Raw genomic sequence first — 25,300 nt, 5'->3', positions numbered from 1 at the left:
GAGTTTCTTCTGCAACTCTTCCTGCTGAACGGGCTTGGCCTCAGCCGCGGCTGGACTTGGAACTACCCGTCCTGGTCGATCAGCACCGAATGGGTGGGCTATCTGCTGTTCCCGTTCCTCTCGCTTGGCGTCGCGGGCCTTGCGCCGCGGCGCGCGGCCTTCGGGGCGGTGCTATCCGGTCTCGCCCTGCTGGCGGTGACGCTGGTCTCCCCGGTCGGCCTCAATCTCAGCTACCAAGGTGCGCTGCCGCGTTTTTTACCGGAATTTTTCAGCGGCATCTGTCTCGCCCGCATGCTGCGTGGCAGCGTCCCACTACGCCCTGGCCTGGCTGCCGCCCTGGGGCTCCTGCTCGCGGCCGTTGGCATCTGGGCGCGGCCGCATATGATGGCGGGAGACGCCTTGGTCACCTTCGGTCTCTGGTTCCTCCTCTGGGCGCTGGCGGCCGCAAAGCGCCCTTTTCTGGCGCGCATTCCAGGATTTCTGCCGCTCGGCCGGATCTCCTATCCCTTCTATATGGCCTATGCGCCCGTGGAGATTCTGTTCGCACGCCTGTGGCACCGCAGCGGAACCGACCCTGCGGCCAAACCGCTTCTCTGGCTCCTGCTGTTTTTCCTTGGCGACCTGGCTCTTTCCTGGGTCATGGCACGTTTTGTAGAGCGCCCTGCGCTGCGCCATCTGGGAGGGCGGCGCCCGGACGGCTAGAGCCCGATCGGTTCACGCGGGATCGCGCGGGCGATCCCATCTGAACCATGAAGCAGACCTTATCAATAATTTAGGGTGTGATTCACGTGGCGGACGGAAGCGGAATCGCTTCCATCAGACACGATCACACTCTAGGGTCCCGCTCCGCCGAAGCCCTGAAAGAATACGACCCTCATGCGTCTATCCCACAGCCTGATCCCGACCCTGAAGGAAGTGCCTGCCGAGGCACAAATCGCCTCGCACCGCCTGATGCTGCGGGCGGGCCTCGTGCGGCAGACGGCCGCCGGCATTTACGCCTGGCTGCCCGCGGGCCTCCGCGTGCTGAACAACATCGCGAACATCGTGCGCGAGGAGCAGAACGCGGCCGGCGCCCAGGAAGTGCTGATGCCGACGATCCAGCCGGCCAGCCTGTGGCAGGAGAGCGGCCGGTACGAGGATTACGGCAAGGAAATGCTGCGTATCCGCGACCGGCACGAGCGCGATCTGCTCTATGGACCGACCAATGAGGAGATGATCACCGACCTCTATCGCCAGTCGGTGAAGAGCTACAAGGAACTTCCCCAGATCGCCTACCACATCCAGTGGAAGTTCCGGGACGAGGTGCGTCCGCGCTTTGGCGTCATGCGCGGGCGCGAATTCCTGATGAAGGATGGCTATAGCTTCGACATCGACTATGCGAGCGCGGTGATCAGCTACCGCCGCATGATGCTGGCCTATATGCGCACCTTCCAGCGCCTCGGCGTCAAGGCGATCCCGATGGTGGCCGACACTGGCCCGATCGGCGGCGATCTGTCCCACGAATTCATCATCCTGGCGCCCACCGGCGAAAGCCAGGTCTTCTTCGACGCGGCCTTCGAGGATGTGGATTACAGCGCCGCCAATTTCGACATCCGCGAACCCGCCGACCTCGATCGTTTCTTCGGCGTCATGACGGATAATTACGCGGCGACCGACGAGAAGCATGATCTCGACGCCTGGGGCAAGGTCGCCGAGGATCGGCGCCGCGAAGGCCGCGGCATCGAGGTCGGCCATATCTTCTATTTCGGCACGAAATATTCGGCAGCAATGAATTTCGCGGTGGCCGGACCCGACGGGCAGAAAATCCATCCCGAAATGGGCAGCTACGGCATCGGCGTCAGCCGCATGGTGGGCGCGCTGATCGAAGCGAGCCACGACGAGGCCGGCATCATTTGGCCGGACAGCGCCGCCCCCTTCAAGGCCGCGATCCTCAACCTCAAGCAGGGTGATGCGACGACAGACGCGATCTGCGAGGATCTCTATGGCAAGCTCGGCCAGTCCGCCCTCTACGACGACCGCGCCGAGCGCGCCGGCGTGAAATTCGCCGATGCCGATCTCATGGGCCATCCCTGGCAGATCATCATCGGGCCGCGCGGTGCGGCCGCCGGCCTCGTGGAGCTGAAACGCCGCGCGACCGGGGAGCGAGAGGAACTGAGCCTGGATGCTGCCCTTGCCAGGATCGGGGTGACCGCTTCCTGATGTTTGGAAGTTTCGAGCGGGCCGTCGCGGGGCGCTATCTGCGCGCCCGTAAGGGCGAGCGTTTTGTTTCGGTCATCGCAATCTTTTCACTGATCGGCATTGCCCTCGGGGTCGCGACGCTGATCATTGTCATGAGCGTGATGAATGGCTTTCGGCAGGACCTGCTGTCCCGCATCCTCGGGCTCAACGGCGATCTCGGCGTCTATGGCGCGGGCGGTACGCAGATCACGGACTATGACGCGATGGCCGGTACCATCCGCGGCCTGCCCGATGTTCTCTCGGCCGCACCCGTCTTCCAGAACGAGGTGCTGCTGACCGGGGCCCAGGGTGGCGCCACGGGTGGCGTCGTGCGCGGCATCAGCCAGAAGGACCTCGAAGCGCAGACCTCGGTCTCCAGCCATATGCTGGCGGGGTCGATCGACGCGATGCAGGGGGACAATGCGGTCATCGTCGGTTCCGGCCTTGCCCGGCAGCTGGGGCTGACCGTCGGCGCCAACATCACCTTCGTCTCTCCCCAGGGACATGCAACGGCGATCGGCACCATTCCGCGTATCCGCGCCTACAAGGTCGTGGGCATCTTCAACGTCGGTATGCAGGAATACGATTCGACCTTCGTCTTCATGCCCATCGACGCCGCGCAGACTTTTTTCGATGCGCCGGGGAAGGCAACGCAGATCGAGGTTTCGGTCCGCAAGCATGATGATGTCGGCCGGGTAAGCCGCGCCATCCGCCAGGCGCTCCCCGGCAAGCCGATTACCGTCATCGACTGGCAGCAGTCGAACGACAGCTTCTTCGCGGCTGTCACGGTGGAGCGGAACGTCATGTTCCTCATCCTGACCCTCATTATCATCGTCGCCGCCTTCAACGTCATTTCGTCGATGATCATGATGGTCAAGGACAAGACGCGGGACATCGCGGTGCTTCGCACGCTCGGCGCCACGCGCGGCGCCATCATGCGCATCTTCCTCATGGCCGGTGCTTCCATCGGTGTCACGGGAACGGCGATCGGCTTCGTCCTCGGCGTCGTTTTCTGCGCCAATATCGAGAGTATCCGGCAGGCGTTGGAGCGCATCACCGGCACCACGCTCTTCGATCCCACGGTCTATTTCCTCGAGCAGCTGCCGGCCGTGCTGGACTGGAGCGAGGTCACGACTGTGATCGTCATGTCCCTCGTGCTGTCGCTGCTCGCGACCCTCTATCCCTCCTGGCGCGCGGCCCGGACCGATCCGGTGGAGGCGCTGCGTCATGAGTAACGGGGTCATGAACGAGCCCTTGGTCATGGAGGCGGTACGCCGCTCCTACCGCACCGATGCCGGCACCCTGGATGTGTTGACCGCGATCGACCTCACGCTCCGCGGCGGGGAGATCGTGGCGCTGGTGGCACCCTCCGGTTCCGGCAAGTCGACGCTGCTGCATCTGGCGGGCCTGCTCGACCGGCCGGATGGCGGCCGCGTGATGATGGACGGACGGGATGCGGGCTCGCTCTCCGATTCCGCGCGGACGGCGATCCGGCGGGATCGGGTCGGCTTTGTCTATCAGTTCCACCACCTGCTCGCGGAATTCTCGGCGCTCGAGAACGTGGTCCTGCCGCAGATGATTGCTGGCGTCGCGCGCCGCCCGGCGGAGGAGCGGGCGACCCAGCTGCTCGGCTCTTTCGGCCTCGGTCATCGTCTGAAACATCTGCCCGGCAAGCTTTCGGGCGGCGAGCAACAGCGTGTCGCGATCGCCCGCGCGCTCGCCAACAGGCCCGGCCTTCTGCTAGCGGATGAGCCGACCGGCAATCTGGATGCCGCGACCGCCAACATCGTCTTCGACGAGCTGATAGGGGCCGTGCGCGGCCAGGGGCTGGCCGCGCTGATCGCCACGCATAATCCCGAACTCGCCGCCCGGATGGACCGGCGGGTGACGCTGCAAGCCGGTCGGCTCGTCGGCCTGCCCTGAGCCCCGGTCCGATCGACGTCAGGCCCAGGTGTCGACGGTCGTGGCCGCAACCCCGGCTGCAGTGCCCACGCTGGCGGTATGGGAGGTCGTGCTCTGCACGACGGAACCGACCTCGTTGGTGATGACCGTGGTGACAATGCCATTGGCATGAGTTGTCACCGTCTGGGTGAAGCCGGGCGGGGAAATTTCCGTGACCGTCTGGGCCACCACCATCTGCGCGGGCGGATCTGTTGCCGCCCCCACCGGGGTGGGCGGCTGCGGCGCGGGTTCGGGCTGTGTCTGCAAGGCTGCCGCAGCCAAGTTTGCGGCGGGTCTCGGGGCCGCCTCGGCCGCTGTAACGCTCGGCGGCAGACTGGTACTGCTCAGACTCATCTTTCCCTCCGAAAAGATGTCAGGCGTGGGACGAAGGTGACCCCTGGTTCCGGGCGACTCCCATTCGCGGTGCGCGGCAAAAGTTTTCCCACCCGCTGCATTCACGGGCGGGAGGGTCTATAAGAGGGCATGCTGGAAAAGAGCTTCGTCCACCTCCACACCCATTCCGCCTATTCGCTCAGCGAAGGGGCGATCAAGGTGGACAAGCTGACCGCGCTCGCGGCCGCAGACGGCATGCCGGCCGTTGCGCTGACGGACAGTTCCAACATGTTCGGCGCGCTGGAATTCAGCCAATCCGCGACCAACAAGGGTGTGCAACCCATCCTCGGCTGCCAGATCGGCCTCAGCCGCGCCGACCAGCCGCGCCTGGCCCCTGATCCCATCGTCGTGCTGGCGCAGGATGCGCTGGGCTTCGCCAATCTCCAGCGTTTGAGCTCCGCCACCTACCTTGAAAGCGACTCGGGCCTGCGCCCGCAGGTGAGTTTCGCGCGCCTGGCCGAACTCTCCGAAGGGCTCATCCTGCTCACCGGCGGCACGTTCGGCCCCATCAACCGGCTGCTCGCCGAGGGCCAGAAGGCGGAAGCGGCCCATCTCCTGGCCCGTTTCGCCGAGGCCTTTCCGGGTCGTGTCGCGGTGGAACTGCACCGCCATGGGCTTGCCATCCAGCGCGCGGTCGAGCCGGGGCTTCTGATGCTCGCCGACGAGGGCGGGCTGCCGATCGTCGCCGCCAATGACTGCTACTTCGCCAGCCGGGCAATGCATGAGGCGCATGACGCGCTGCTTTGCATTGCCGAGGGCCGCGTGCTGTCGGAGGTCGAGCGCCGCCGGGTGACGCCGGAACATTGGTTCAAGCCGGCCGCCGTCATGCGCGAGCTTTTCGCCGATCTGCCGGAGGCCTGTGACAATACGCTGGCTATCGCGCGGCGTTGCGCCGTCATGGCCGAAACCCGCAAGCCGCTTCTGCCCGTCTGCCCCAAGGTGACGGCGGGCATGACGGAGGAGCAGACCGTGCGCCAGATGGCCCGCGATGGCCTGGCGCGCCATCTCATCCGCATGAAGGCCGATGACGAGACGACGAAGACTTACACGGACCGTCTGGAATTCGAACTCGACGTCATCGCCCGCATGGGCTTTCCCGGCTATTTCATGATCGTGGCCGACTTCATTCAGTGGGCCAAGGCGCGGGACATTCCGGTGGGGCCGGGGCGCGGTTCCGGTGCGGGCTCGCTCGTCGCCTATGCGCTGTCCATCACCGCGCTCGACCCCTTGCGGTTCAGCCTGCTCTTCGAGCGCTTCCTCAACCCCGAGCGCGTCTCGATGCCCGACTTCGACATCGACTTCTGCCAGGATCGGCGCGACGAGGTCATTTCCTACGTGCGCCAGGAATATGGCGCGGACCGCGTAGCGCAGATCATCACCTACGGTAAGCTGCAGGCCCGTGCCGCAGTGCGCGACGTCGGCCGTGTGCTCGGCCTGCCCTTCGGGCAGGTGAACCGTGTGGCCGAGCTTATCCCCAACAATCCAGCCAAGCCGGTGACGCTGAAGGAGGCGGTCGACGGTGAGCCGAAGTTGCAGCAGATGCGCGACGAGGACGAGTCGGTGCGCCGTCTCATTGAAATCGCGCTGCAGCTCGAAGGTCTCTACCGCCATGCCAGCACCCATGCGGCAGGCGTGGTGATCGGCGACCGGCCGCTGACGGAGCTTGTGCCGCTCTACAAGGACCCACGCTCGGATTTTCTCGTCACGCAATATTCGATGAAGCATGTCGAGCAGGCGGGGCTGGTGAAGTTCGACTTCCTCGGCCTGACCACGCTTACCATCATCCGCCGGGCCGTGAATTTCCTCGAGGGGCTCGGCATCACGGTCGATATCGACACGCTGCCGTTGGATGATGCGCCAACCTACGAAATGCTGCAGAAGGGCGATGCCGGCGGGGTGTTCCAGTTCGAAAGTCAGGGCATGCGGGACGTGCTCCGCCAGATGCGCCCCGACCGCTTCGAGGATCTGATCGCGGCGGTCGCGCTCTACCGGCCGGGCCCGATGGCGAATATCCCGGCCTATTGCCAGCGCAAGCATGGTGAGGCCTGGGAGCCGCCGCATCCCGACATCCACGACGTCCTCTCCGAGACCTATGGCATCATGGTCTATCAGGAGCAGGTCATGCAGATCGCCCAGAAGTTGGGCGGCTACAGTCTGGGGGCCGCCGATCTTCTGCGCCGCGCCATGGGTAAGAAGATCCGTGCTGAGATGGAGACGCAGCGCCAAATCTTCACAGATGGCGCGACGGGGCGGGGGATCGCCGCCGAAAAGGCCGGTGAGATCTTCGACCTCATGGCGAAGTTCGCCGATTACGGCTTCAACAAATCTCATGCGGCAGCCTACGCCCTGGTCGCCTACCAGACCGCCTGGATGAAGGCCAACCACCCGGTGCCCTTCATCGCGGCCTGCATGAGCCTTGCCATCAGCAATACGGACAAGTTGGCAGCCTTCCGTCAGGAAGCGAACCGCATGGGCATTGCCATCCTGCCGCCCGACATCAACCTGTCGGACGCCGACTTCAAGGTAGAGCGGTTGCCGGATGGCAAGCTCGCCATCCGCTATGCCCTTGCTGCGGTGAAGCGCGTCGGCCAGGCGGCGATGGAGGCGGTTGTCAGCGCGCGCGGCAGCCGGCGTTTCGAGGGGCTGGCCGATTTCGCCGAACGGGTCGACCCCAGGCTGCTCAACAAGATGCAGCTTGAAAACCTCATCAAAGCCGGCGCCTTCGATCAGTTGGACGGCAACCGCGCGCGCATTTTCGCGGGTGCTGAAACCCTGCTCAAACGCGCGCAGGCGACGGCGGAGGATCGTGGGAGCGGCCAGATCGGCCTCTTTGGCGGGGCGGATGCCAAGCCCGAGGCGCTGCGCCTTCCGGATCTCCTGGAATGGCCGATGCTGGACCGGCTGGGCTTCGAGGCGGAGGCGATCGGTTTCCATCTCACCAGCCACCCGCTCGACAGTTTTGGATCGACGCTGAAGCGCCTGGGCGTGACCACCAGCACACGGCTGCAGATTGCGGCGGAAAGCGGTGTCGGGCGCGTCAAGGTCGCCGGGATCGTTGTCGGATCACCCAAAGTGCGGCCAACCAAGACCGGCGGGCGCATGGCCTGGCTGCGGCTTTCCGATGGCGGCGGCAGTTTCGAGGTGACGCTGTTCAGCGAAGTGCTGTCACGCTCTCAGGAATTCCTCAAGGAAGGCATGGCGCTGCTCGTGTCGGTGGACCTTCGGCTCGACGGAGACGCGCTGCGCATCACGGCGCAGGACGTGGCATCACTGGAGAAGGCGGCGGCGAGTGCGGGCGTCGGCCTGCGGGTCTGGCTGTCGGAGACCCGGGCGGTGGGTCATATCCGCACGCTGCTGACGCAGGAGGGGCCGGGGCGGGGCGAGGTCATTCTCTGCCCCCGTCTGGATGCGGCGCGGGAGGCTGAAATCCGGCTGCCCGGGCGCTTCAACGTCTCGCCGCGTCTGGCCGCGGCCTTGAAAGTGATGCCGGGCATTTCGGCGGTCGAGGAAATCTGATCGAGACCTTTGCGGTGCGCGGGGCTGGCGGGGCGCGCGCCGTCAATCAATGATGCCAGGCGGCACCGGTGTAGAAGAAGCGGCCGAGGCCCACGGTGAAAACGAGGCAGCCATAAAGGCTGTGCTCGATGCAGGTGAGCGGCAGAGAGCGGTGGCGGGCATAGTCACGTGCAAAGAGAAGGCCGCCCGCAGCCGTCATGGCGACCGCGATCCAGTTGAGAAAGATGACATGGGCGAAGCCGAACGCGGCCGCACTCGCCAGGATCACTGCGATATCGCTGCGGAACAGCGCGCGATAGCGATGAAACAGCAGCGAGCGGTAAAGCATTTCCTGCGGCCAGACTGACAGCAGCGGGTAGAGCACCATGATCAGCGCCCAAAATAGCGGGCGGTTTCGCGGCAGGCTGAGGAATAGCTCCGGGAAGGCAAGCCATGTTGCGAGGGTGATGAGCGGGGCAAGGATCGCGAAGCGGAGCGCGATGCCGCCAAGCTCCCGGCGAAAAGCCGGGCGGGGCAGGGGAGAGCGGGCCCGGGTCCCGACCCAGGCGATCAGCGCGCCGAGCCAGAGGATCAGGAACAGTATCCCGCCGCGATGGACAGCGAGAATGGCGAGCGGCCCGCAGATATAGATGGCCGCAAATTCGAGCGCGAGACGAAGGCGAAAAAGCCCGGAGCCCGCACCCCAGGCTTCCCCCGATGTCCGATTGAGACTCATGCCGGTGGTCTATCCCGGCCGTCCTCGCCTGGCCTCTCGCCGTCAGATAACGCGCAGGCGGCCAAGAATGTAGCCGATGGCCAGGATTGCGAGGGCCGCCATCAGCGGCTGCTCGCGAATGCGCTCGGCGGCGTCGTCCACATAGACCTCGGCTTGGCCGCGGGCGCCGCGATAGCGGCGGGCCGCCTCGTCCTGCGCTTCGCCGGCGAAGGTGCCGACAGCATCCTGAATGCGGCTGGCCGCGTCCCGGGCGGCGTCGGACAGGTTATGGCGCTTCATGGCGATCACCCTCAAGGCTGTTGTGACGATCAGATGGGTTTGGCAGGGGCAGTTGCAAGCGGGCGGCCGCTAGCGCCGCCTCAGGCCGTTGCGGATGGTCTCGCAGCCGCGCACGAAAATGTACAGTCCACCCGAAAGGCCAATGCCCTTCAGCAGCAGGCTGTCGTTATGGGCTTTGATCGAAAACCAGAAGGTGAGCAGAGCGACGGTGATTTCGATGAGGCCGTAGGCCAGGCCGAAGCGCTGCTTGGCGAGATAGGCCAGGATTGCGATTGCGGTCATCGGCAGGATGAACCAGCTTTGGTTCGTGAGTTCGGCGAGCGCCAAGGCATGCGTCGTGAGCAGAGCGCCAAGGACGGCCGTCGTCAGGAGGCAGGCGAGCAGGCCGAGCAAGCCCAGCAGGAGCGCTCGCCGGCGGCCGGGTCCCAATCGCCGCCGGGCCAGGGCCAGGACGATCCAGCTGAGAAGCGCCAGAGCCAGGCCGGCCCATTCGGTCAGCGGGACGGGGGGAGCGGCCGCACCCGGGTCCATCCTAGCGTTGCCTCGCTGTCACCGTGTCGAGTGCGGCGAGCGCCCGTGCGCGCCCTTCGGCGAGATCCACGATCGGCTTCGGATAGGTGCGGCCGAGGCTGATCCGAGCCTCCCGCAGCACGTCGTCCGGGGCAGCCCAGGGGGCATGCAGATGCGCATCCGGCAGGCGCGCGAGTTCGGGCACCCAGCGGCGGATGTAACGGCCATCCGGGTCGAACTTTTTCGACTGCAAAACGGGATTGAAAATGCGGAAGAAGGGCGCGGCATCCGCGCCGCAACCCGCGACCCATTGCCAGTTCACGCAGTTGTTCGCGAGATCGGCATCGACGAGCGTGTCCCAGAACCAGGCTTCACCCGCGTGCCATGGGATCAGCAGATGCTTGACGAGGAAGGAGGCCGCGATCATTCGCGCGCGGTTGTGCATCCAGCCGATCGCCCAGAGCTCGCGCATGGCGGCGTCCACGACCGGGATGCCGGTCTGTCCGCGCTGCCAGGCGCGAAGCCCCCGCTTGTCCTCTCGCCAGGGGAAATCTTGAAATTCCTCGCGCAGCGGGTTTTGCACGAGGTCGGGATGATGCCAGAGGAGATGCGCCGCGAATTCCCGCCAGATCAGTTCCCGCCGATAGGCCGCGACGCCGCCTGGGCCCTCTGCCCGGTCGAGCGCGTCCCACACCTGCCAAGGCGAGATCTCGCCCCAATGCAGATGGGGGGAAAGCATGGAGGTGCCGGGCCGGGCCATGAAATCCCGATCCGTGGCGTAGTGCGCGGCTGCTTCCTCCACGAAGCGATCGAGCCGTGCGGCGGCGCCTCCCTCGCCGGGCGTCCATTCCTGGGCCATGTCCGCGTCCCACGGGATCGCGGGCAGAAGCCCCCAGTCGTCGAGCCTCTCCGACGGCGGCAGCTCCGCGCCTGGCAACCTGCCAGGGGTAGGGGCCGGGGGGCGAACATGCACCTCCCGCTCGAAGGTTTTAGAGAAGGGGGTGAAGACGCCGTAAGGCTTGCCCGTCTGGGTTTTCAGCCGGTGCGGATCGTGCAGCAGGGTGGTGCGATGGCGGTGCAGGCGGCAACCGCCGTCGCCGAGTGTCTCTGTCACGGCCCGATCCGCCGCCCGTTCCGACGGATCGGGCATGAAGCCGGTATGGATTGCGGAGGCGCCCGTCTCACGGGCCAAGGCAGGCAGGATTTCGGCCGCCGGGCCGCGCCGCAGAACGAGGCCGCTGCCGAGCTGTCCCAGCGCGCTGGCCAGGTTGTTCAGGCTGTGATGCAGCCACCAGCGGCTGGCACCGCCGAGGGGACGCGCGGAAGAGCCGCCACCCTCATCCAAGACGAAGACCGGGATGACGGGCGCCCCGCTTTCGGCAGCGACGGCGACTGCCTCCTGATCCGCGAGACGCAAATCGCGCCGGAACCAGAGGATGACGGGCGGCAGCTCGGAAGGGTTCGGGCGTTTCACGCGGTCTCTCAGCTTGGGCGGTCAAACCCCTGTACTGGCCAAACCGGCCGGTAGATGCAGCAGGAGTGGCACGGCTCACGCGAAGATGTGAAGGGCGGCATGCTGCAGGAGAATGATCGTCTTGCCGTCGCGGATCCGGCCAGTCTGGACTGCGTCGAGCGCCGCGTCGATCGTCATCTCGATCACGCCGATATCCTCGCCCTCCTCCGCGCAGCCCCCGCCGGGCCCGATCCTGTCCTGCGGCTCATAGGGGCCGATGAAGAAATGGAGCCGCTCGGTCACGGAACCCGGGCTCATGAAGACATCGAAGAGAGGCTCGACCTGCCCTACTCGGACCCCCGCTTCCTCCGCGACTTCGGCGCGGATACGCACTTCCGGCGCGGCCCGGTCGAGCAGACCGGCAGGTGCTTCGATCATGAGATCGTCATGGCCATTCACATAGGCCGAATAGCGAAACTGCTGGGTGAGGAGGACGGTGCGGCGCGCGCGGTTGTAGAGCAGAATCGTCGCGCCGTCGCCACGGTCATAGGTTTCCCGCCATTGCTCCTGCCAAGTGCCGTCACTGCGGCGAAAGCTGAGGCGGGTTTTCCTGAGTACTGACCAGTCTTCCGCCAGCGTGCGGACTTCGTGGATCTGCAGCCTTTCATGCAAACTCATGATTTCGCGCCCCTCGCATTCCGGTGTTCGGGAGCATTCGTGCATAATCGTGCATAGTCAAGAAATTTCGTGTAGAGGGATCGTATGCTGACCTCTGAACGCAAGACCTTCATCCTTGAGCGGTTGCGCCGCGACGGTCGGGTCGTGGCCAAGGATACGGCGCACGAACTCGGCCTATCCGAGGACACGCTGCGACGTGACCTGCGGGAGTTGGCGGCCGAGGGTCTGTTGCAGCGGGTCCATGGCGGCGCGCTGCCGGCCTCCCCGGCAACGGTCACGATCGCGGACCGTTGGGCCGTTGCACCCAGCTCGAAGGCGGCGGTGGCCTTGGCGGCTGCGCGCCTCGTCCGGCCCGGTCAGGTCGTCATCATCGACGGCGGTACGACGGCCGTGCAGATGGCGCGCCTGTTGCCGCGTGACCTGGCGGCGACTGTCGTCACCCACAGCCCCTCGGTCGCGGTGGAACTTGCCGAACATGACAGGATCGACGTCGAAATCATCGGCGGCCGGCTGTTCAAGCATTCCATGGTCGCGATGGGGGCGGCTGCCGCGGAATACATGGCGGGCCTGCATGCCGATATCTTCTTCTTGGGCGTGACCGGCATTCATCCGGAGATGGGGCTCACCACCGGAAATGCGGAGGAGGCGGTGATCAAGCGCATGCTGAGCCGCCAGGCGGCCGAAACGGTCGTCCTCGCCTCGCGTGAGAAGCTTGGCGCGGCCTCGTCCTTCCGGGTGCTGCCGCTGACGGCGGTCGATGCCCTGGTGGTCGAGCCCGATATCCCGGCCGAGCTTCTGGAACCCTATCGAAAACGCGGCCTCGCGATCCTGCCTGAGACGGAGGGCGGCGGTTAAAATAGCGTCATTTGCATCTGTGCCCGCGTGTCATGCTTCGCTTCCGGCACAAGGAAGAGGCTGGTGTCGAGTGGTGCCATCCGCTCTGCGAGATTGTGTTGCCGCGCGGCACGGGCGAAGCGCTGGGCGAGAAGATCGGCATAAGGGCCAGTTCCCACAAAGCGCTGGCCGAAGGTTGCGTCGTTCAGTGCGCCACCGCGCACCTCCCGGATGAGTTTCAACACACGGTCCGCCCGGTCGGGCATATGCGTCCGCAACCAGGACTCGAAGATTTCCCTGAGTTCGAGCGGTAGGCGCAGCATGACATAGCCCGCCCGCAGCGCGCCGTGTTGAGCGGAGGCCGCGAGGATGGCTTCAAGCTCGGTGTCGTTCACCCCCGGGATCATGGGGGCGGCGAGCACGCCGGCCGGCACGCCGGCCTTGGCGAGTGCCGCGAGCGCCTGCAGCCGGAGTGTCGGCGTGGACGCGCGTGGCTCCATGATCCGGGCGAGCGCCGGGTCGAGCGTTGTCACCGAAAGGAAGACGTGGACGAGGCCGAGTTCCGCGAATTGCCGCAGCAGGTCGATGTCGCCCAGCACATTCGCCGATTTGGTGACGATGCTGACGGGATGGCGGAAGCGGAGCAGCACTTCGAGCACCTGGCGGGTCAGCCGCAGCCGCCGCTCCACCGGCTGGTAGGGGTCGGTATTGGCGCCGAGGGTAATCGGCTTCGGCCGGTAGGAGGGGCGGCGCAGCTCCTTCTCCAGCAGGCTCGCGACCTCGGGTTTGAAGAGCAGCTTAGTTTCGAAGTCGAGGCCCGGCGAATAGCCGAGATAGGCGTGGCTCGGCCGCGCGAAGCAATAGACGCAACCGTGCTCGCAACCGCGATAGGGGTTGATGGAGCGGTCGAAGCCGACATCGGGACTATTGTTACGTGCGATCGCCGTACGGCTGTGGTCTCGGATGAGCACGGTTTCCAGCGCCGGCAGGTCCGAGAACTCGGCATCGAGCGTGCCCCAGCCGTCATCCGTCAGCACGGTTTCCGATGTTTCGAATCGGACAGCCGGGTTGAGCGTCGCGCCGCGGCCCGAGCGCGCGAGGGAGGGCATGGACACAGCCTCGGCACCAGCCTCGGCATCTGCCGCGATGCCCGTGTCCGGAGCGGTTTCCTTGCGTGACGCCCGCCCGCTGCGTTTGCCGGTGCCGAGGCCAATGGGCTTCGGCACGGCGGTCGCGGGGCTGGATCGGCGCTCCGCCAAAAGGGTATCGGTCGGTTTCATGCAGCCCCCTTTCGGAGATCACAGCATCTCGGAAAGGGGAAGGTCAGTCAAGAACAAAAGAAGAACATCAAAAGCGGGGTGCCTCCCACCGTCGCATCGGGCTGGCGCCACTGGCGGTTATGTTCAATCGGCCGCATCAATGCTGTCTTGAAGGTGACACGGTTTCGTGACTCGTCTCCTAACTGTCATGAAAGGAGCGTTGTCGACGGAGCCGTCCGGCTGTATCGGCCTCCCACCTGCAATGCTGCACCTCGCCATTTCTGTGCGAGGCAGATTTCTGTGACCAAGCCAGTTCCGCGCTGCTCTCTTTCTTGACCTCGAATCAGGAGCTTCACTCATGCCGAACGACAAACTGCTTTTCGGCCGACGTCACTATGCGAAGCTGGGTTTGGCCGGCCTTGTGGGGGCGACCGTCGCCTCCCTGCCGGGCCTGCGCCCAGCCCGCGCTGCCGAGAGCATGGACGCGCTGATCGCCGCGGCCAAGAAGGAAGGCAAGCTGAACGTCATCACGCTTCCGCGCGACTGGGCCAACTACGGCGCGCTCATGGACAAGTTCACCGCGAAATACGGCATCGCCATTGACGATGCGAACCCGGACGGTTCCTCCGCGCAGGAACTTCAGGCCGTTCGCAGCCTGAAGGGCCAAAATCGCGCGCCTGACGCGCTCGACATCGGGCCGTCCTTCGCCTCGATCGGCGTCAAGCAGAACCTCTTCTCCCCCTACAAGGTCGCGACCTGGGACAGCATTCCGGACGGCATGAAAGATCCGAGCGGGCTGTGGGTTGCCGATTATTTCGGCGTCGTTTCCATCGCGAGCAACACCAATGTTGTGAAAACTGCGCCGCGGAGCTGGGCCGATCTCAAGAAGCCCGCCTACAAGGGCATGATCGCGCTCAATGGCAGCCCGCTCGGCGCCGGCGCTGCTTTTGCCGCCGTCTTCGCAGCCTCCCTCGGCAGTGGCGGCTCCTATGACGATATTGCCCCCGGCGTGCATTATTTCGCGGAGCTCGCTAAGCTCGGCAACCTGAACCCGGCGGCCGCCACCGGGCCCGCGCTGCTCGTCAGCGGCCAGGCGCCGATCGTCATCAATTGGGACTATCTCTCGCTCGGCTATCGCGATGCGGCCGTCGGCAAGGCGACCATTGAGGTTGTAGTGCCGGAAGGCAGCCAGCCCTATGGTAGCTTCTACTGCCAGGCGATCCCAGCGGACGCCCCGCATCCGAACGCTGCCAAGCTGTGGCAAGAATGGCTCTATTCCGACGAAGGCCAGCTTCTCTTCCTGGCAGGGTATGCCCATCCGGCACGGTACGCTGACCTTGCCAAGCGCAACCTGATCCCGGCTGATCTCGCCGCCAAGCTGCCGCCGGCCGGCCCTTATTCCCAGGTCAAGTTCGCGACCCAGGAACAGGTCGCCAAGGCGCAGAAGACGCTCGCCGAGCTTTGGCCGAAGCTGGTTCATATCTGAGCCGTCTGCCGAGGAATAACGAAAGGACCAGGGGTACCGTGAGCCAGACAGGCCAAACCGCATCTTCCGCACCCACGACCTTCGGGGGAGCCAGCGCCCCCCGCAGCGCGGGCTCGGGCGGTTTCGGCGCGCTGGTCGGCCGTGCCATCCCCTGGTTCTTCGTCGTTCTGTTTCTAGTCTTCGTCCTCGCCTTCCTGATCGCCCCGACCCTTGTTCTGGTTGTGAAAACCTTCACGGGCGACCACGGCTTCACGCTGTCCTATTTGACCGGCCTCTGGGACTATCAGTATCGCATCGCCTTCCAGAATTCGATCATCCTGGGGCTCGCTTCCGCCTTCACTGGTCTCATCGGTGGCTTCTTCATCGCGTATACGAGCCTGCAGCCCGGGGCTCCCGCATGGCTGCGCTCCATCATCACGAGCTTTGCGGCGGTCGCCGCCAATTTCGCCGGGGTCCCGCTCGCCTTCGCCTTCATCAGCACGCTCGGCAGCCTCGGCTTCGTAACGATCATGCTGAAGCACATCGGCGTCGACATCTACGCCATGGGCTTTTCGCTCTATTCGCTCACCGGCATGACGGTCACCTTTGCCTATTTCCAGATTCCGCTGATGCTCATCATCATCACGCCGGCGATCCAGGGCTTGCGCTTGCAATGGCGCGAAGCCTCAGAGGGACTCGGGGCGACGAGCTGGCAATACTGGCGCCTGGTTGGCCTGCCGATCCTTACCCCTTCGCTGCTCGGCGGTTTCCTGCTGCTCTTCGGCAGCGCCTTTTCGGCCTATGCGACCCCCTATGCGCTGACAGACGGCAACATCGCGCTCGTGACCATCGACATCAGCAATGTGCTCTCCGGCAATGTCATGTCCGATCCGCAGGTGGGTGCCGCACTGTCAACCGGCATGATCCTCGTCATGACCGTGGTGCTCGCCATCTACAGCATCGTCTCGCGCTACTCAGCGCGCTGGCGTCGCTGAGCGGAGGAAACAGGGCATGAGCGCGACCATTGCCGCCGCCGCCGAGCCGGAAGCCAAGCTTGCTGCGAATGCGCCAGCACCGCGTCCGCGCCCGGCCCATGGAGCCCGCACCCGGCTGAGCGCCTTCAATTGGGTGGTGATTGCGCTCGCCGCGGCCTACTTCCTGGTTCCGCTGATCATGACTGGCATCTTCAGCTTCTGGGAAGGCGGCAACCGATACGGGTTTTCGGCCTATATCGCGATGCTGAGCACGCCCGGTTTCTGGACAAGCCTGTTCCTTTCCGTGCGGCTCGCCATCGAGACCATTATTTTGAGCTTCGCCCTCCTGGTGCCGGCGATGATCTTTGTTCATCTCAAGGCGCCGAAGCTGAAGCCGCTGTTCGAGTTCATTTCCAACCTGCCCTTCGTCATTCCCGCCATCGCGCTGATCGACGGATTGACTACGCTCTACACCGGTCCCTCCTGGCTCATCAGCACACCGAACTACCTCGTCATTCCGTATTTCTTCCTGGCACTTCCCTATGCCTACCGTTCGCTCGAGGTTGGGCTGACAACGCTTGACGTGCAAACGTTGACGGAAGCCGGCCAGTCGCTCGGCGCTGGCTGGGGAGAAATCATCTTCTACCTGCTGCTGCCGAACTTGCGCACCGCTCTCATTGGTGCCGTGCTGCTGATCCTGACGACGGTCATTGGCGAATTCACCTTTGCGAGCGTGCTGCTGTTCCACACCTTTGCGGTCTTCATCAATGACACCGGCCAGAATGCGATCACCGAAGCGGCCGCGCTTTCGCTCTTCGCCTTCCTGCTGACCTGGCTTTTGATGCTCGGCGTGTTGCTAACCGGCCGCAAGAACGCGGCCACAGTCGGAGGCGCGCATTGATGGATCACTCGGCGCATATCAGCATGTCCGGCGTGACCCTGACCGGCATCCGCAAGGTCTATGGCCCGCGTACGGTCTTGAACCGTATCAACATGGAGCTCGCCCATGGCGAACTTCTCTGCCTGCTCGGCCCCTCCGGCTGCGGCAAGACGACGCTCCTTCGTATTCTGGCCGGCTTCGAAACGCCGGATGAGGGGCAGGTTCTGCTGAACGGCCAGGACGTGACCCATCTGCCGCCAAACAAACGGCGCATGGGCATGGTCTTCCAGGCCTACAGCCTGTTTCCCAACATGACGGCGCTGCAGAACGTGCGCTTCGGGCCGCGTGTGCGCGGCCTGGGTGACGGGAAATCGCAGATCGCCGAGGCCGAGCGGCTGCTCGCTATGGTCGGGCTCGCCGCTCATGTCCACAAATTCCCGCACCAGATGTCGGGCGGCCAGCAGCAACGCGTCGCTCTCGCCCGTGCGCTGGCCGTGAAGCCGGATATCCTGCTGCTCGATGAGCCGCTCTCGGCGCTGGACGCCAAAGTCCGCACCCAGCTGCGGTCCGAAATCCGGCGCATCCAGCAGGAGACTGGCGTCACCACCGTTTTCGTGACGCATGACCAGGAGGAAGCGCTCTCCATCTCCGATCGCGTGGCGGTGATGAGCGAAGGGCATGTGCTGCAGATGGCGCCACCGGCCGAGATCTATCGCACGCCGGCGGATGCTTTCGTGGCTCGCTTCATCGGCGCAGGCGGCGTTCTCGCCGGTCGTGCCGAAGGGCCGGGCGTGCGGGTCGGTGCCGCCTATCTCGCCGCCCATGCGGCTGGCGGTCTCGCCTCGGGCACGGAGGTCGAGCTGTTCCTCCGACCCGAACATGTGACACTGACCGCACGAAGCGAGCCGCAGCCAGCCGGCGCCGTGCCGGTTACGATCGACGAGCTGACCTTCTTCGGCTCGCTCACCCGCGTCAAACTCGCCCTTGCGGACGGGGGCGAGGGTGAGCTCTGGGCCGATCTGCCGAGCGATAGCGCCGGCGGACTGACGCTGTCGATGCCGGCCTGGGCCTCATGGTCGCCGGAGGCGCCGCGCGTTCTCGCGCGCTAGGTCGGCGTAGCGCGCGATGATCGGGTGGAGCGTCCGCCGCTCCACCGCGGGCGCCGGCTCCAGCCGTACCAGGATCGGATGATGATCGGAGCCGGCACGCTCCAGAACCCGGGTTTCAAGGCAGGCGAGGCCGCGGATGAGGCAGCGGTCGAGCCGGAGGGGCAGGAAGTCGCTCATCCGGTGCGTCGGCTGACGCGGCCCGGCGTCGCGGAACCCCGGCAGAAGCACCGGCCCCACGAGATTGTAGTCCCCGAGCACGGCGGCGTGGGCCGGGAGATGCAGCGCCACGTGGCGCAACTGGCGGCGGTTCAGCAGTTGTGAGTGCGACAGGTGAACATTGGCCGCCGAGAAGGGGCCGAGATCGACGATCTGGCAGATGCGTTTCACCACCGCGCCGGCGGGGAGCGCGAAAATAGCGGGTGGCCGCGGCGGCGGGGCGGGTGTCCAGATAGCGAGGCCATGGCGGCGCCCGGGCAGCGGCGTGCGACTGTAGCTGCCGCCGACGAACTGCGGCAGATTCTCAAAGACGGGAGTGACCTCCTGCATCAGCAGGGCGTCCGGCCGCTCCTGCTCGATGAGCTTGGCGACCTCGGACAGTGCGGCACCTTCCCGGTGCAGCAGATTCCAGCTGATGAGCTTCATATCAATACCATAGTAGGTCCTTTCTCACCGTCGAGTGATGACCGCAGGGTTTTGTATCCCCGATGGAAGCCGGGGCGGCATGCGCCAGCTTGCATGGCTCTGGCGCCAGGATCGCCTATAGTTCCCCAAAGCTGGGCCTTGACCCCGGTAGAGACGGAGGACCGCCTTGACCCGCGCGACCAACAGCAGCCTTGCTCTGGTGCCGCGCACCAAGGAAGGCCACCCGACCGACCCACTCTGGCAGCGCTTGAGGCGCGAGGCGGAGGAGGCCTATGCAAAGGCCCCGGCACTGGCGACGCTCTTTTTCGAATCGATCATCAACCAGCCCTCCTTCGAGGCGGCTGTCTGCCATCGGGTCTCATCCAGACTGAAGAACGACGTCGTCTCGCTGCCACTCATCGTCCAGGCCTTCCACCGGGCGCTTTCGGCCGATCCCTTGATCGGCTGTGCCTTCAAGGCGGATATCGAGGCGGTGTTCGAGCGTGACCCGGCTTGCGAGCGCCTCATCGAACCCTTCCTCTACTTCAAGGGATTCCATGCCATCCAGGCGCAGCGCGTGACGCATTGGCTGTGGCACAATGGCGAACGTGATTTCGCGCTCTACCTGCAGAGCCGTTCCTCCGAGGTCTTCCAGACTGACATCCACCCGGCGGCGACCTTCGGCCAGGGTATTCTGCTCGACCACGCGACCGGACTCGTGGTGGGCGAGACGGCGGTGGTCGAGGACAATGTCTCCCTCCTGCAGGATGTGACGCTCGGCGGCACCGGCAAGGATGCGGGGGACCGTCACCCCAAGATCCGTCACGGCGTGATGATCGGGGCGGGGGCCAAGGTGCTCGGCAATATCGAGATTGGCGAGAATGCCCGCATCGCGGCCGGCTCCGTCGTGCTGCGCGCGGTGCCGCCCAATGCGGTTGTCGCGGGTGTGCCGGCCAAGCTCGTGCGCATGATGGGAGTGGCGCCCTCGCTCGGCGGGATGGACGAAGTTCTGGCCAGCCTCGCCTATGATTCCTTTGACTGGACGATCTGAGAGAAAGTCGCCGTCCGGGCGCGCTGGAAAAGAGAAAATTCAGCCCTAGTTTTGAGAAAACTCCAGGCGGTGTAAGCTGTTGCCACAGATTGCTTGGAGAGAATTTTCATGAAGATCGCGAATGACGTGACGGCCCTGATCGGCAATACGCCGCTCGTCGCCATCCGTAAGCTGGCGCCGGATTCGCCCGGGCGCATCGTTGCCAAGCTCGAATACTTCAACCCCGGCCACAGCGTGAAAGACCGTATTGGCGTCGCCATGATCGACGCTGCCGAGAAGGCAGGGCTCATCGGGCCCAATTCCGTCATCGTGGAGCCGACCTCGGGCAATACCGGCATCGCACTGGCCATGGTCTGCGCCGCGCGCGGCTATCGCTGCATCCTGACCATGCCCGAGACCATGAGTAAGGAGCGCCGCATGCTGCTGCGTGCCTATGGCGCCGAACTCGTGCTAACGCCGGGGCCGGACGGAATGGGTGGCGCCATCGCGCGTGCCGAGCAGATCGCGGCTTCGGGCTCAGAGTATTTCATGCCGCAGCAGTTCAAGAACCCGGCCAATCCGGAAATTCACCGCTCCACCACGGCGGAGGAGATTTGGCGGGATACCGACGGCACCGTCGATTTCCTGGTCGCCGGCATCGGCACCGGCGGCACGATCACCGGGGTTGCGGAAGTGCTGAAGTCCCGCAAGGCCTCGTTCAAGGCCATCGCGGTCGAACCCGACGCGTCACCCATTCTCTCGGGCGGCAAAAAGGGCCCGCATCCCATTCAAGGTATCGGCGCGGGCTTCGTACCGGATGTGCTGAATACCCAGGTCTATGACGAGATCGTCCGCGTCGCCAATCAGGATGCCTTTGACACGGCGCGTCGCGTGGCGCGTGAGGAAGGACTGCTGGTCGGCATCTCTTCCGGCGCCGCGCTCTGGGCAGCCGTCCAGATCGCCCAGCGTCCGGAGAATGCGGGCAAGCTGATTGTCGCCATCGTGCCGTCCTATGGCGAGCGCTATCTCAGCACGCCGCTCTACGCCGATCTGGTTGACTGATCCGATCTAGTTGACTGATCCGAGATGGCTGCGCCGACTGTCACGCAACCGGCGCAGCCATCGATTTGCGGCATTGATCTGACGCAAAGTCAGCAACCCCCAAAGGCTTTACGAAACCCTGCAACCGGTCTTCCATGCCCTCTCGGCAGAAGAGAACAAAGGCAGGGACCCATGTCGCTTCTCAACACATTCATCTTCAGAACGGTTCCGACGATTGCCGTCGAATGGGCGGGTGCCCGGCGCCTGGGCGAGATTCTGAGTGAAAGCTTCGCGGCACGCCGCGTCATGCTCGTAACCGACATGGGGGTGCGCCACGCCGGTCTGCTCGATCCGGTACTCGCCAGTCTCGATGCTTCGGGCTTAGCAGTAACGATTTTTGATCAGGTCGTCGCGGACCCGCCGGAAGCGATCGTCCATGCCTGTGCCGAAAAGGCGCGTGCGGCGGGGACGGAACTCGTCGTGGGTTTGGGCGGCGGCTCCTCGCTCGATATCGCCAAGCTCTGCGCCGTGTTGATGGGTTCGGACCAGCCGCTGGCCGAGATGTACGGCATCGGCAAGGTCACGGGGGGGCGCCTGCCGCTTGTACTCATCCCCACCACGGCCGGCACGGGGTCGGAAGTCACCAACATTTCCGTTATCACCACAGGCGAGACCACCAAGATGGGTGTGGTCTCGCCGCAACTTTACGGTGACCTCGCGCTCCTCGATGCCGAACTCACCCTCGGTCTTCCGGTTCTGCATACGGCGGCGACCGGGATCGACGCCATGGTTCATGCGATCGAGGCCTATACGAGCAAATTCAAGAAGAACCCGCTTTCGGACACGCTGGCGCGTGAAGCCTTGCGGCTTCTCGGCGGCAACCTCATCGCCGCCTGCCAGAACGGCAAAGACCGCGCCGCGCGCGAAGCGATGCTGCTCGGGGCGGCGCTCGCCGGCCAGGCCTTCGCAAATTCGCCGGTCGCCGCCGTCCATGCGCTCGCCTATCCGCTCGGTGGCCACTATCACGTTCCGCACGGTCTCTCGAACGCCCTGATGCTGGGCCCGGTGCTGCGCTACAACATGGCTGCCGCCGCCCCGCTCTATGCCGAGCTTTCCGACGTGCTGCTGGGCCCGAGGCCAGGCCGCGATGAGGCCGTTCGCAGCCAGGAATTCGTGGCAGAGATGGAGCGGTTGATGAACGAGAGCGGCGCGCCGCGACGCTTGCGCGATGTCGGTGTCACCGACAATTCCCTCGCCATGCTCGCCTCGGATGCGATGAAACAGATGCGGCTTCTCGTGAACAATCCCGTCGAGGTCACCGAGGCGGATGCGCTTGCGCTCTATCGGGAAGCCTTCTGACTAAATTGCCCATTCAAAATAAATCAGAGAACGATAATGACCGACGTGCGGCTTTACATGTTTCAGTCAGGCATTCTGAAATGCAAAGTTCATAACATCAAGATGAACGAGGGAAACGGCGCGGACTACGCCATTCCCGTTCCCTGGTTCCTCATCACCCACCCGAAGGGCCATATCGTCATCGACGGCGGCAATGCCGTTGAATGTGCGACCGATCCTGTGGGCTGGTGGGGCGAGGGCATCACTCAGGTCTATTGGCCGGTGATGCAGAAGAACGACGGCTGTGTCGAGAAGCTCGCCGAGATGGGCATCAAGGTCGAAGACGTGCGTTACGTCGTGCAGTCGCATCTCCATCTCGATCATACCGGCGCGATCGGCCGCTTCCCCAATGCGACGCATCTCGTGCAGCGCTCGGAATACGAATATGCCTATACGCCGGACTGGTTTGCCGCCGGCGGCTACATCCGGAAAGACTTCGATCGCCCGGGGCTGAAATGGGAATTCCTCAACGGTCATGAGGACGACCATTTTGATCTTTACGGCGATGGCGTGCTGAAGACGGTGTTCACGCCCGGCCACGCGCCGGGCCACCAGTCCTTCGTCGTTTCCCTCCCGAAATCGGGTAACCTGCTACTGACCATCGACGCGGCCTATACGCTCGACCACTGGAACGAAAAATCCCTGCCGGGCTTCCTCGCCTCCACCGTCGATACGGTCCGCTCCGTGCGCAAGCTGCGGGCGCTCGCCGACCGGCTGAATGCGAAGGTCGTGACCGGGCATGATCCCGATGCCTGGCCGAGCTTCACCCAGGCGCCAGGTTTCTACGACTGACCTCGACCCGGGGGGCGACCCGCCGCTCCCCGATTGTCCGCCTCTGGATGCCGGGTTAGGCTCGCGTTACCCCAGCACGCGAGGACAAAGCGCCGTCATGCCCGAGCCCCATACCGCCGATGTCCGGCCTGTCCGTGCCGAACCCTATGAGTTTCCGCTCCTGCCTGCCACGACCGCCCTCGTCATCATCGACATGCAGCGTGATTTCCTTGAACCTGGTGGGTTCGGTGATGCGCTCGGGAACGATGTTTCCCTCCTGCGTGCGGCCATCGCGCCCACTGCGGCGGTGCTCGAAGCGGCGCGGCGCGCCGGGATGACGGTGGTTCATACGCGGGAAGGACATCGGTCCGATCTCTCCGATCTCGCCCCCGCCAAGCATCGTCGGGGCAATTTCGCGACCAAGATCGGCGATGCCGGCCCCATGGGCCGCATTCTGGTGCGGGGAGAGGCAGGGCATGGGATCATTCCCGAACTTGCTCCCGTCGCCGGGGAGCCGGTGATCGACAAGCCGGGCAAGGGTGCCTTTTTCGCCACGGACCTTGAAGCCATCTTGCGGGGGCGGGGCATCGACCGCCTCATCGTCTGCGGTGTCACCACCGAGGTTTGCGTTCACACGACGGTGCGCGAGGCCAATGATCGGGGCTTCGACTGCCTCGTGCTGGCGGATTGCACGGCGTCCTATTTTCCGGAGTTCCACGCCGCCGCCTTGGCGATGATCCGGGCGCAGGGCGGAATTTTCGGCTGGGTCGCGCCGTCCTCCGCGCTGCTCGCGGGACTGGGGGACGGCTGAGCCTGAGTCCCAGCCTCAGCTTAGGACGCCGCGGATCGCTTCGATCAGGCGGCTGGGCTTATAGGGCTTGACCAGGGTCAGCACCCGCCCGCCAGGCAAGCCAGCGCGGTCCAGCGCGTCGGGCCGGCCGGTGGTGTAGATGATCGGGACCTCGGGGTACCGCTGGCGCACGGTGCGAGCGAGTGAAATGCCGTCCGTCTTTCCTGGCATGTGAATGTCTGTCACCAGAACGTCGAAGCCCGGATCTTGGGTCAGAAGCTCCATAGCCTCATCCCCGGTTTCGACCGAGGTCACGCTGAACCCCGCTTCGACCAGCTCTTCTGCCATGATCGTGCGGATAAGCCACTCATCCTCGACAAGAAGGATACACATTATTTCCCGGCCGTTATGAATTCCAATCGCGGGTCGAATTTGCAGGCCGGTTGTGATCACGGCAGGGACCTTAGTGACGGTTGGATGGCATCAATGCAAGGCTTCTACCGCCACAATCCAGGCAAATTTACGCGAGCGGCGGTTTTTATCGCGCACTTGAACTTGAACGGCCGTCACGCTTCCGTGCCCGCAGGTCGCTTGTTTGTCTTCCTGGCCGCTCCAACCTTCCGACTGGCATAACCGCCATGCAGAGAAGGAAGTTCTCGTGTTTGTACATCGTAAAGAAACCATCATGCCGGTGAACGTCGGCGCGCCCGACGCTCGTTTCGGCCAATACCTGCTCGAACAGTTTGGGGGTGCCACAGGCGAGCTGACCGCGGCCCTGCAATACTGGGTGCAGTCCTTTCACGTCACAGATCCGGCACTGCGCGACATGCTGCAGGACATCGCGATGGAAGAATTCAGTCATCTCGAGATGGTGGGCAAGCTCATCGTTCAGCACACCGCGAAGGTTGACCAGACGCCGGTCTATGATGCGCCGCTCTTCCAGATGAAGGGCGTCGGGCCGCATCTCGTCGATAGCCAGGGCAGCGCCTGGACGGCAACCTACGTGCAGGAAGGCGGCAATGTCATCCGCGATTTGCGTGCGAATATCTCGGCTGAAGCAGGGGCCCGTCAGACCTATGAGGCGCTCATCAAGCGCTGCGAGGACCAAGGCACGAAGCAGGTGTTGACGCACCTCCTCACGCGTGAGGTCACGCATGCCCAGATGTTCATGAAGGCGCTGGACAGTATGGGTAAGCTCGACGATCCGATGTTTGGTACGATCTCGCCTGACGACACGGTCAACGTCGTCTTTAACCTCTCGCATGGGGACGATCATCGCGGACCCTGGAACGAGGGCAAGATCTATAACGGCCAGAGCTTCGACTATATCGAGGATCCGCAGCCGCGCGGTCAGATCCCGCCCTCGCCGATCAATCCGGACGATGAGAAGATCTCGCGCAAATCGAAATAAGGCGGGCGGGCGAGA

25 protein-coding genes are annotated in these 25,300 nt (G+C 64.5%); 16 read left to right on the top strand and 9 right to left on the bottom strand.

The features are described from left to right. The 4 genes from VL752_RS15090 to VL752_RS15075 all read left to right on the top strand — a co-directional run. Positions 1-702 (top strand): acyltransferase family protein (locus tag VL752_RS15090; RefSeq protein WP_325356679.1); only part of this gene is annotated, 702 nt, incomplete at its 5' end. 174 nt (positions 703-876) lie between these two features. After that, positions 877-2,199, top strand: a complete 1,323-nt coding sequence (proS, locus tag VL752_RS15085; protein WP_325356678.1) for a proline--tRNA ligase — start codon at positions 877-879, stop codon at positions 2,197-2,199. Beyond that, a complete protein-coding gene (locus VL752_RS15080; protein WP_325356677.1) occupies positions 2,199-3,452 on the top strand; it encodes a lipoprotein-releasing ABC transporter permease subunit in 1,254 nt (417 codons plus the stop codon). The genes proS and VL752_RS15080 overlap by 1 nt, the downstream gene beginning before the upstream one ends. Further along, positions 3,445-4,140: an ABC transporter ATP-binding protein gene (locus VL752_RS15075; protein ID WP_325356676.1), complete on the top strand. Its 696-nt coding sequence runs from the start codon at positions 3,445-3,447 to the stop codon at positions 4,138-4,140. Before VL752_RS15080 ends, VL752_RS15075 begins: the two co-directional genes overlap by 8 nt. A gap of 18 nt (positions 4,141-4,158) precedes the next feature. Here VL752_RS15075 and VL752_RS15070 read toward each other — a convergent pair whose 3' ends face one another. Further along, the gene (locus tag VL752_RS15070; protein ID WP_325356675.1) at positions 4,159-4,512 is read right to left on the bottom strand and encodes a hypothetical protein; all 354 of its coding nucleotides are present in this window, start codon (positions 4,510-4,512) and stop codon (positions 4,159-4,161) included. 129 nt (positions 4,513-4,641) lie between these two features. Here VL752_RS15070 and dnaE point away from each other — a divergent pair, with 129 nt between their 5' ends. Next, positions 4,642-8,067, top strand: coding sequence for a DNA polymerase III subunit alpha (gene dnaE, locus VL752_RS15065; protein WP_325356674.1), 3,426 nt, complete (start codon positions 4,642-4,644; stop codon positions 8,065-8,067). A 46-nt stretch (positions 8,068-8,113) separates the two neighbouring features. Here the strand turns inward: dnaE and VL752_RS15060 are convergent, their stop codons facing one another. From VL752_RS15060 to VL752_RS15040, 5 genes are all read right to left on the bottom strand, one after another. Continuing rightward, positions 8,114-8,782: a CPBP family intramembrane glutamic endopeptidase gene (locus VL752_RS15060; RefSeq protein WP_325356673.1), complete on the bottom strand. Its 669-nt coding sequence runs from the start codon at positions 8,780-8,782 to the stop codon at positions 8,114-8,116. 42 nt (positions 8,783-8,824) lie between these two features. Then, on the bottom strand, positions 8,825-9,061 hold the full coding sequence (locus VL752_RS15055) for a CsbD family protein (protein ID WP_325356672.1): 237 nt from the start codon (positions 9,059-9,061) through the stop codon (positions 8,825-8,827). 69 nt (positions 9,062-9,130) lie between these two features. After that, a complete protein-coding gene (locus VL752_RS15050) occupies positions 9,131-9,592 on the bottom strand; it encodes a hypothetical protein (RefSeq protein WP_325356671.1) in 462 nt (153 codons plus the stop codon). A gap of 1 nt (position 9,593) precedes the next feature. Beyond that, positions 9,594-11,045, bottom strand: coding sequence for a cryptochrome/photolyase family protein (locus VL752_RS15045; protein WP_325356670.1), 1,452 nt, complete (start codon positions 11,043-11,045; stop codon positions 9,594-9,596). A 75-nt stretch (positions 11,046-11,120) separates the two neighbouring features. Further along, positions 11,121-11,702, bottom strand: coding sequence for an NUDIX domain-containing protein (locus VL752_RS15040; RefSeq protein WP_325356669.1), 582 nt, complete (start codon positions 11,700-11,702; stop codon positions 11,121-11,123). A gap of 84 nt (positions 11,703-11,786) precedes the next feature. On the opposite strand from VL752_RS15040, the gene VL752_RS15035 reads away from it, so the two are divergent. Further along, entirely contained in the window at positions 11,787-12,557 is a 771-nt protein-coding gene (locus tag VL752_RS15035) for a DeoR/GlpR family DNA-binding transcription regulator (protein WP_325356668.1), read from the top strand. On the opposite strand, the gene VL752_RS15030 is transcribed toward VL752_RS15035, so the two are convergent. Further along, positions 12,554-13,645, bottom strand: a complete 1,092-nt coding sequence (locus VL752_RS15030) for a PA0069 family radical SAM protein (protein WP_325356681.1) — start codon at positions 13,643-13,645, stop codon at positions 12,554-12,556. The two genes, VL752_RS15035 and VL752_RS15030, sit on opposite strands and share 4 nt — an antisense overlap. A gap of 508 nt (positions 13,646-14,153) precedes the next feature. Between VL752_RS15030 and VL752_RS15025 the strand changes: the two genes are divergently transcribed. From VL752_RS15025 to VL752_RS15010, 4 genes are read left to right on the top strand one after another with little or no spacing between them, the layout of a single operon-like run. Further along, complete coding sequence (locus VL752_RS15025) at positions 14,154-15,281, top strand: ABC transporter substrate-binding protein (protein WP_325356667.1); 1,128 nt, start codon at positions 14,154-14,156, stop codon at positions 15,279-15,281. 38 nt (positions 15,282-15,319) lie between these two features. Continuing rightward, the gene (locus VL752_RS15020; protein WP_325356666.1) at positions 15,320-16,255 is read left to right on the top strand and encodes an ABC transporter permease; all 936 of its coding nucleotides are present in this window, start codon (positions 15,320-15,322) and stop codon (positions 16,253-16,255) included. 16 nt (positions 16,256-16,271) lie between these two features. After that, a complete protein-coding gene (locus VL752_RS15015; protein WP_325356665.1) occupies positions 16,272-17,135 on the top strand; it encodes an ABC transporter permease in 864 nt (287 codons plus the stop codon). Then, positions 17,135-18,223 (top strand): ABC transporter ATP-binding protein, encoded by a 1,089-nt coding sequence (locus tag VL752_RS15010; protein ID WP_325356664.1) that lies wholly within the window; start codon positions 17,135-17,137, stop codon positions 18,221-18,223. Before VL752_RS15015 ends, VL752_RS15010 begins: the two co-directional genes overlap by 1 nt. On the opposite strand, the gene VL752_RS15005 is transcribed toward VL752_RS15010, so the two are convergent. Continuing rightward, positions 18,185-18,865 carry an endonuclease/exonuclease/phosphatase family protein gene (locus VL752_RS15005; RefSeq protein WP_325356663.1) on the bottom strand — a complete coding sequence of 227 codons (681 nt, stop codon included), beginning with the start codon at positions 18,863-18,865 and terminating at the stop codon, positions 18,185-18,187. The two genes, VL752_RS15010 and VL752_RS15005, sit on opposite strands and share 39 nt — an antisense overlap. A 199-nt stretch (positions 18,866-19,064) precedes the next feature. On the opposite strand from VL752_RS15005, the gene cysE reads away from it, so the two are divergent. The 5 genes from cysE (at position 19,065) to VL752_RS14980 (ending at position 23,895) form a co-directional block, all read left to right on the top strand. Next, a complete protein-coding gene (gene cysE / locus VL752_RS15000) occupies positions 19,065-19,895 on the top strand; it encodes a serine O-acetyltransferase (protein ID WP_349255519.1) in 831 nt (276 codons plus the stop codon). Between the two features lie 108 nt (positions 19,896-20,003). After that, positions 20,004-20,936: a cysteine synthase A gene (cysK, locus tag VL752_RS14995; protein WP_325356662.1), complete on the top strand. Its 933-nt coding sequence runs from the start codon at positions 20,004-20,006 to the stop codon at positions 20,934-20,936. A 171-nt stretch (positions 20,937-21,107) separates the two neighbouring features. Continuing rightward, entirely contained in the window at positions 21,108-22,274 is a 1,167-nt protein-coding gene (locus VL752_RS14990) for an iron-containing alcohol dehydrogenase (RefSeq protein ID WP_325356661.1), read from the top strand. Between the two features lie 36 nt (positions 22,275-22,310). Further along, the gene (gene attM / locus VL752_RS14985; protein WP_325356660.1) at positions 22,311-23,105 is read left to right on the top strand and encodes an AttM family quorum-quenching N-acyl homoserine lactonase; all 795 of its coding nucleotides are present in this window, start codon (positions 22,311-22,313) and stop codon (positions 23,103-23,105) included. A gap of 97 nt (positions 23,106-23,202) precedes the next feature. Then, complete coding sequence (locus tag VL752_RS14980) at positions 23,203-23,895, top strand: cysteine hydrolase family protein (protein ID WP_325356659.1); 693 nt, start codon at positions 23,203-23,205, stop codon at positions 23,893-23,895. Positions 23,896-23,910: 15 nt separating this feature from the next. On the opposite strand, the gene VL752_RS14975 is transcribed toward VL752_RS14980, so the two are convergent. After that, a complete protein-coding gene (locus tag VL752_RS14975) occupies positions 23,911-24,267 on the bottom strand; it encodes a response regulator (RefSeq protein ID WP_325356658.1) in 357 nt (118 codons plus the stop codon). A gap of 265 nt (positions 24,268-24,532) precedes the next feature. Between VL752_RS14975 and VL752_RS14970 the strand changes: the two genes are divergently transcribed. After that, entirely contained in the window at positions 24,533-25,285 is a 753-nt protein-coding gene (locus VL752_RS14970; protein WP_325356657.1) for a manganese catalase family protein, read from the top strand. The last annotated feature ends 15 nt before the right edge of the window (positions 25,286-25,300 follow it).

This window comes from Acidisoma sp., from assembly GCF_035492295.1.
Classification (GTDB): Bacteria; Pseudomonadota; Alphaproteobacteria; order Acetobacterales; family Acetobacteraceae; genus Acidisoma.
The sequence above is the reverse complement of the archived record's forward strand: the minus strand, read 5'-3'. Positions and strand labels throughout refer to the sequence as shown.

Bases quoted from the DNA above. Each gene is read 5' to 3' on its own strand.
- VL752_RS15010 (WP_325356664.1), top strand. From the start codon at position 17,135: ATGGATCACTCGGCGCATATCAGCATGTCCGGCGTGACCCTGACCGGC.
- VL752_RS15075 (WP_325356676.1), top strand. From the start codon at position 3,445: ATGAGTAACGGGGTCATGAACGAGCCCTTGGTCATGGAGGCGGTACGC.
- VL752_RS15015 (WP_325356665.1), top strand. From the start codon at position 16,272: ATGAGCGCGACCATTGCCGCCGCCGCCGAGCCGGAAGCCAAGCTTGCT.
- VL752_RS15070 (WP_325356675.1), bottom strand. From the start codon at position 4,512: ATGAGTCTGAGCAGTACCAGTCTGCCGCCGAGCGTTACAGCGGCCGAG.
- VL752_RS15040 (WP_325356669.1), bottom strand. From the start codon at position 11,702: ATGAGTTTGCATGAAAGGCTGCAGATCCACGAAGTCCGCACGCTGGCG.
- VL752_RS15080 (WP_325356677.1), top strand. From the start codon at position 2,199: ATGTTTGGAAGTTTCGAGCGGGCCGTCGCGGGGCGCTATCTGCGCGCC.
- VL752_RS15050 (WP_325356671.1), bottom strand. From the start codon at position 9,592: ATGGACCCGGGTGCGGCCGCTCCCCCCGTCCCGCTGACCGAATGGGCC.
- dnaE (WP_325356674.1), top strand. From the start codon at position 4,642: ATGCTGGAAAAGAGCTTCGTCCACCTCCACACCCATTCCGCCTATTCG.
- VL752_RS15055 (WP_325356672.1), bottom strand. From the start codon at position 9,061: ATGAAGCGCCATAACCTGTCCGACGCCGCCCGGGACGCGGCCAGCCGC.
- VL752_RS14990 (WP_325356661.1), top strand. From the start codon at position 21,108: ATGTCGCTTCTCAACACATTCATCTTCAGAACGGTTCCGACGATTGCC.
- VL752_RS15025 (WP_325356667.1), top strand. From the start codon at position 14,154: ATGCCGAACGACAAACTGCTTTTCGGCCGACGTCACTATGCGAAGCTG.
- VL752_RS15005 (WP_325356663.1), bottom strand. From the start codon at position 18,865: ATGAAGCTCATCAGCTGGAATCTGCTGCACCGGGAAGGTGCCGCACTG.
- VL752_RS15030 (WP_325356681.1), bottom strand. From the start codon at position 13,645: ATGCCCTCCCTCGCGCGCTCGGGCCGCGGCGCGACGCTCAACCCGGCT.
- attM (WP_325356660.1), top strand. From the start codon at position 22,311: ATGACCGACGTGCGGCTTTACATGTTTCAGTCAGGCATTCTGAAATGC.
- VL752_RS14975 (WP_325356658.1), bottom strand. From the start codon at position 24,267: ATGTGTATCCTTCTTGTCGAGGATGAGTGGCTTATCCGCACGATCATG.
- VL752_RS15060 (WP_325356673.1), bottom strand. From the start codon at position 8,782: ATGAGTCTCAATCGGACATCGGGGGAAGCCTGGGGTGCGGGCTCCGGG.
- VL752_RS15035 (WP_325356668.1), top strand. From the start codon at position 11,787: ATGCTGACCTCTGAACGCAAGACCTTCATCCTTGAGCGGTTGCGCCGC.
- VL752_RS14980 (WP_325356659.1), top strand. From the start codon at position 23,203: ATGCCCGAGCCCCATACCGCCGATGTCCGGCCTGTCCGTGCCGAACCC.
- proS (WP_325356678.1), top strand. From the start codon at position 877: ATGCGTCTATCCCACAGCCTGATCCCGACCCTGAAGGAAGTGCCTGCC.
- cysK (WP_325356662.1), top strand. From the start codon at position 20,004: ATGAAGATCGCGAATGACGTGACGGCCCTGATCGGCAATACGCCGCTC.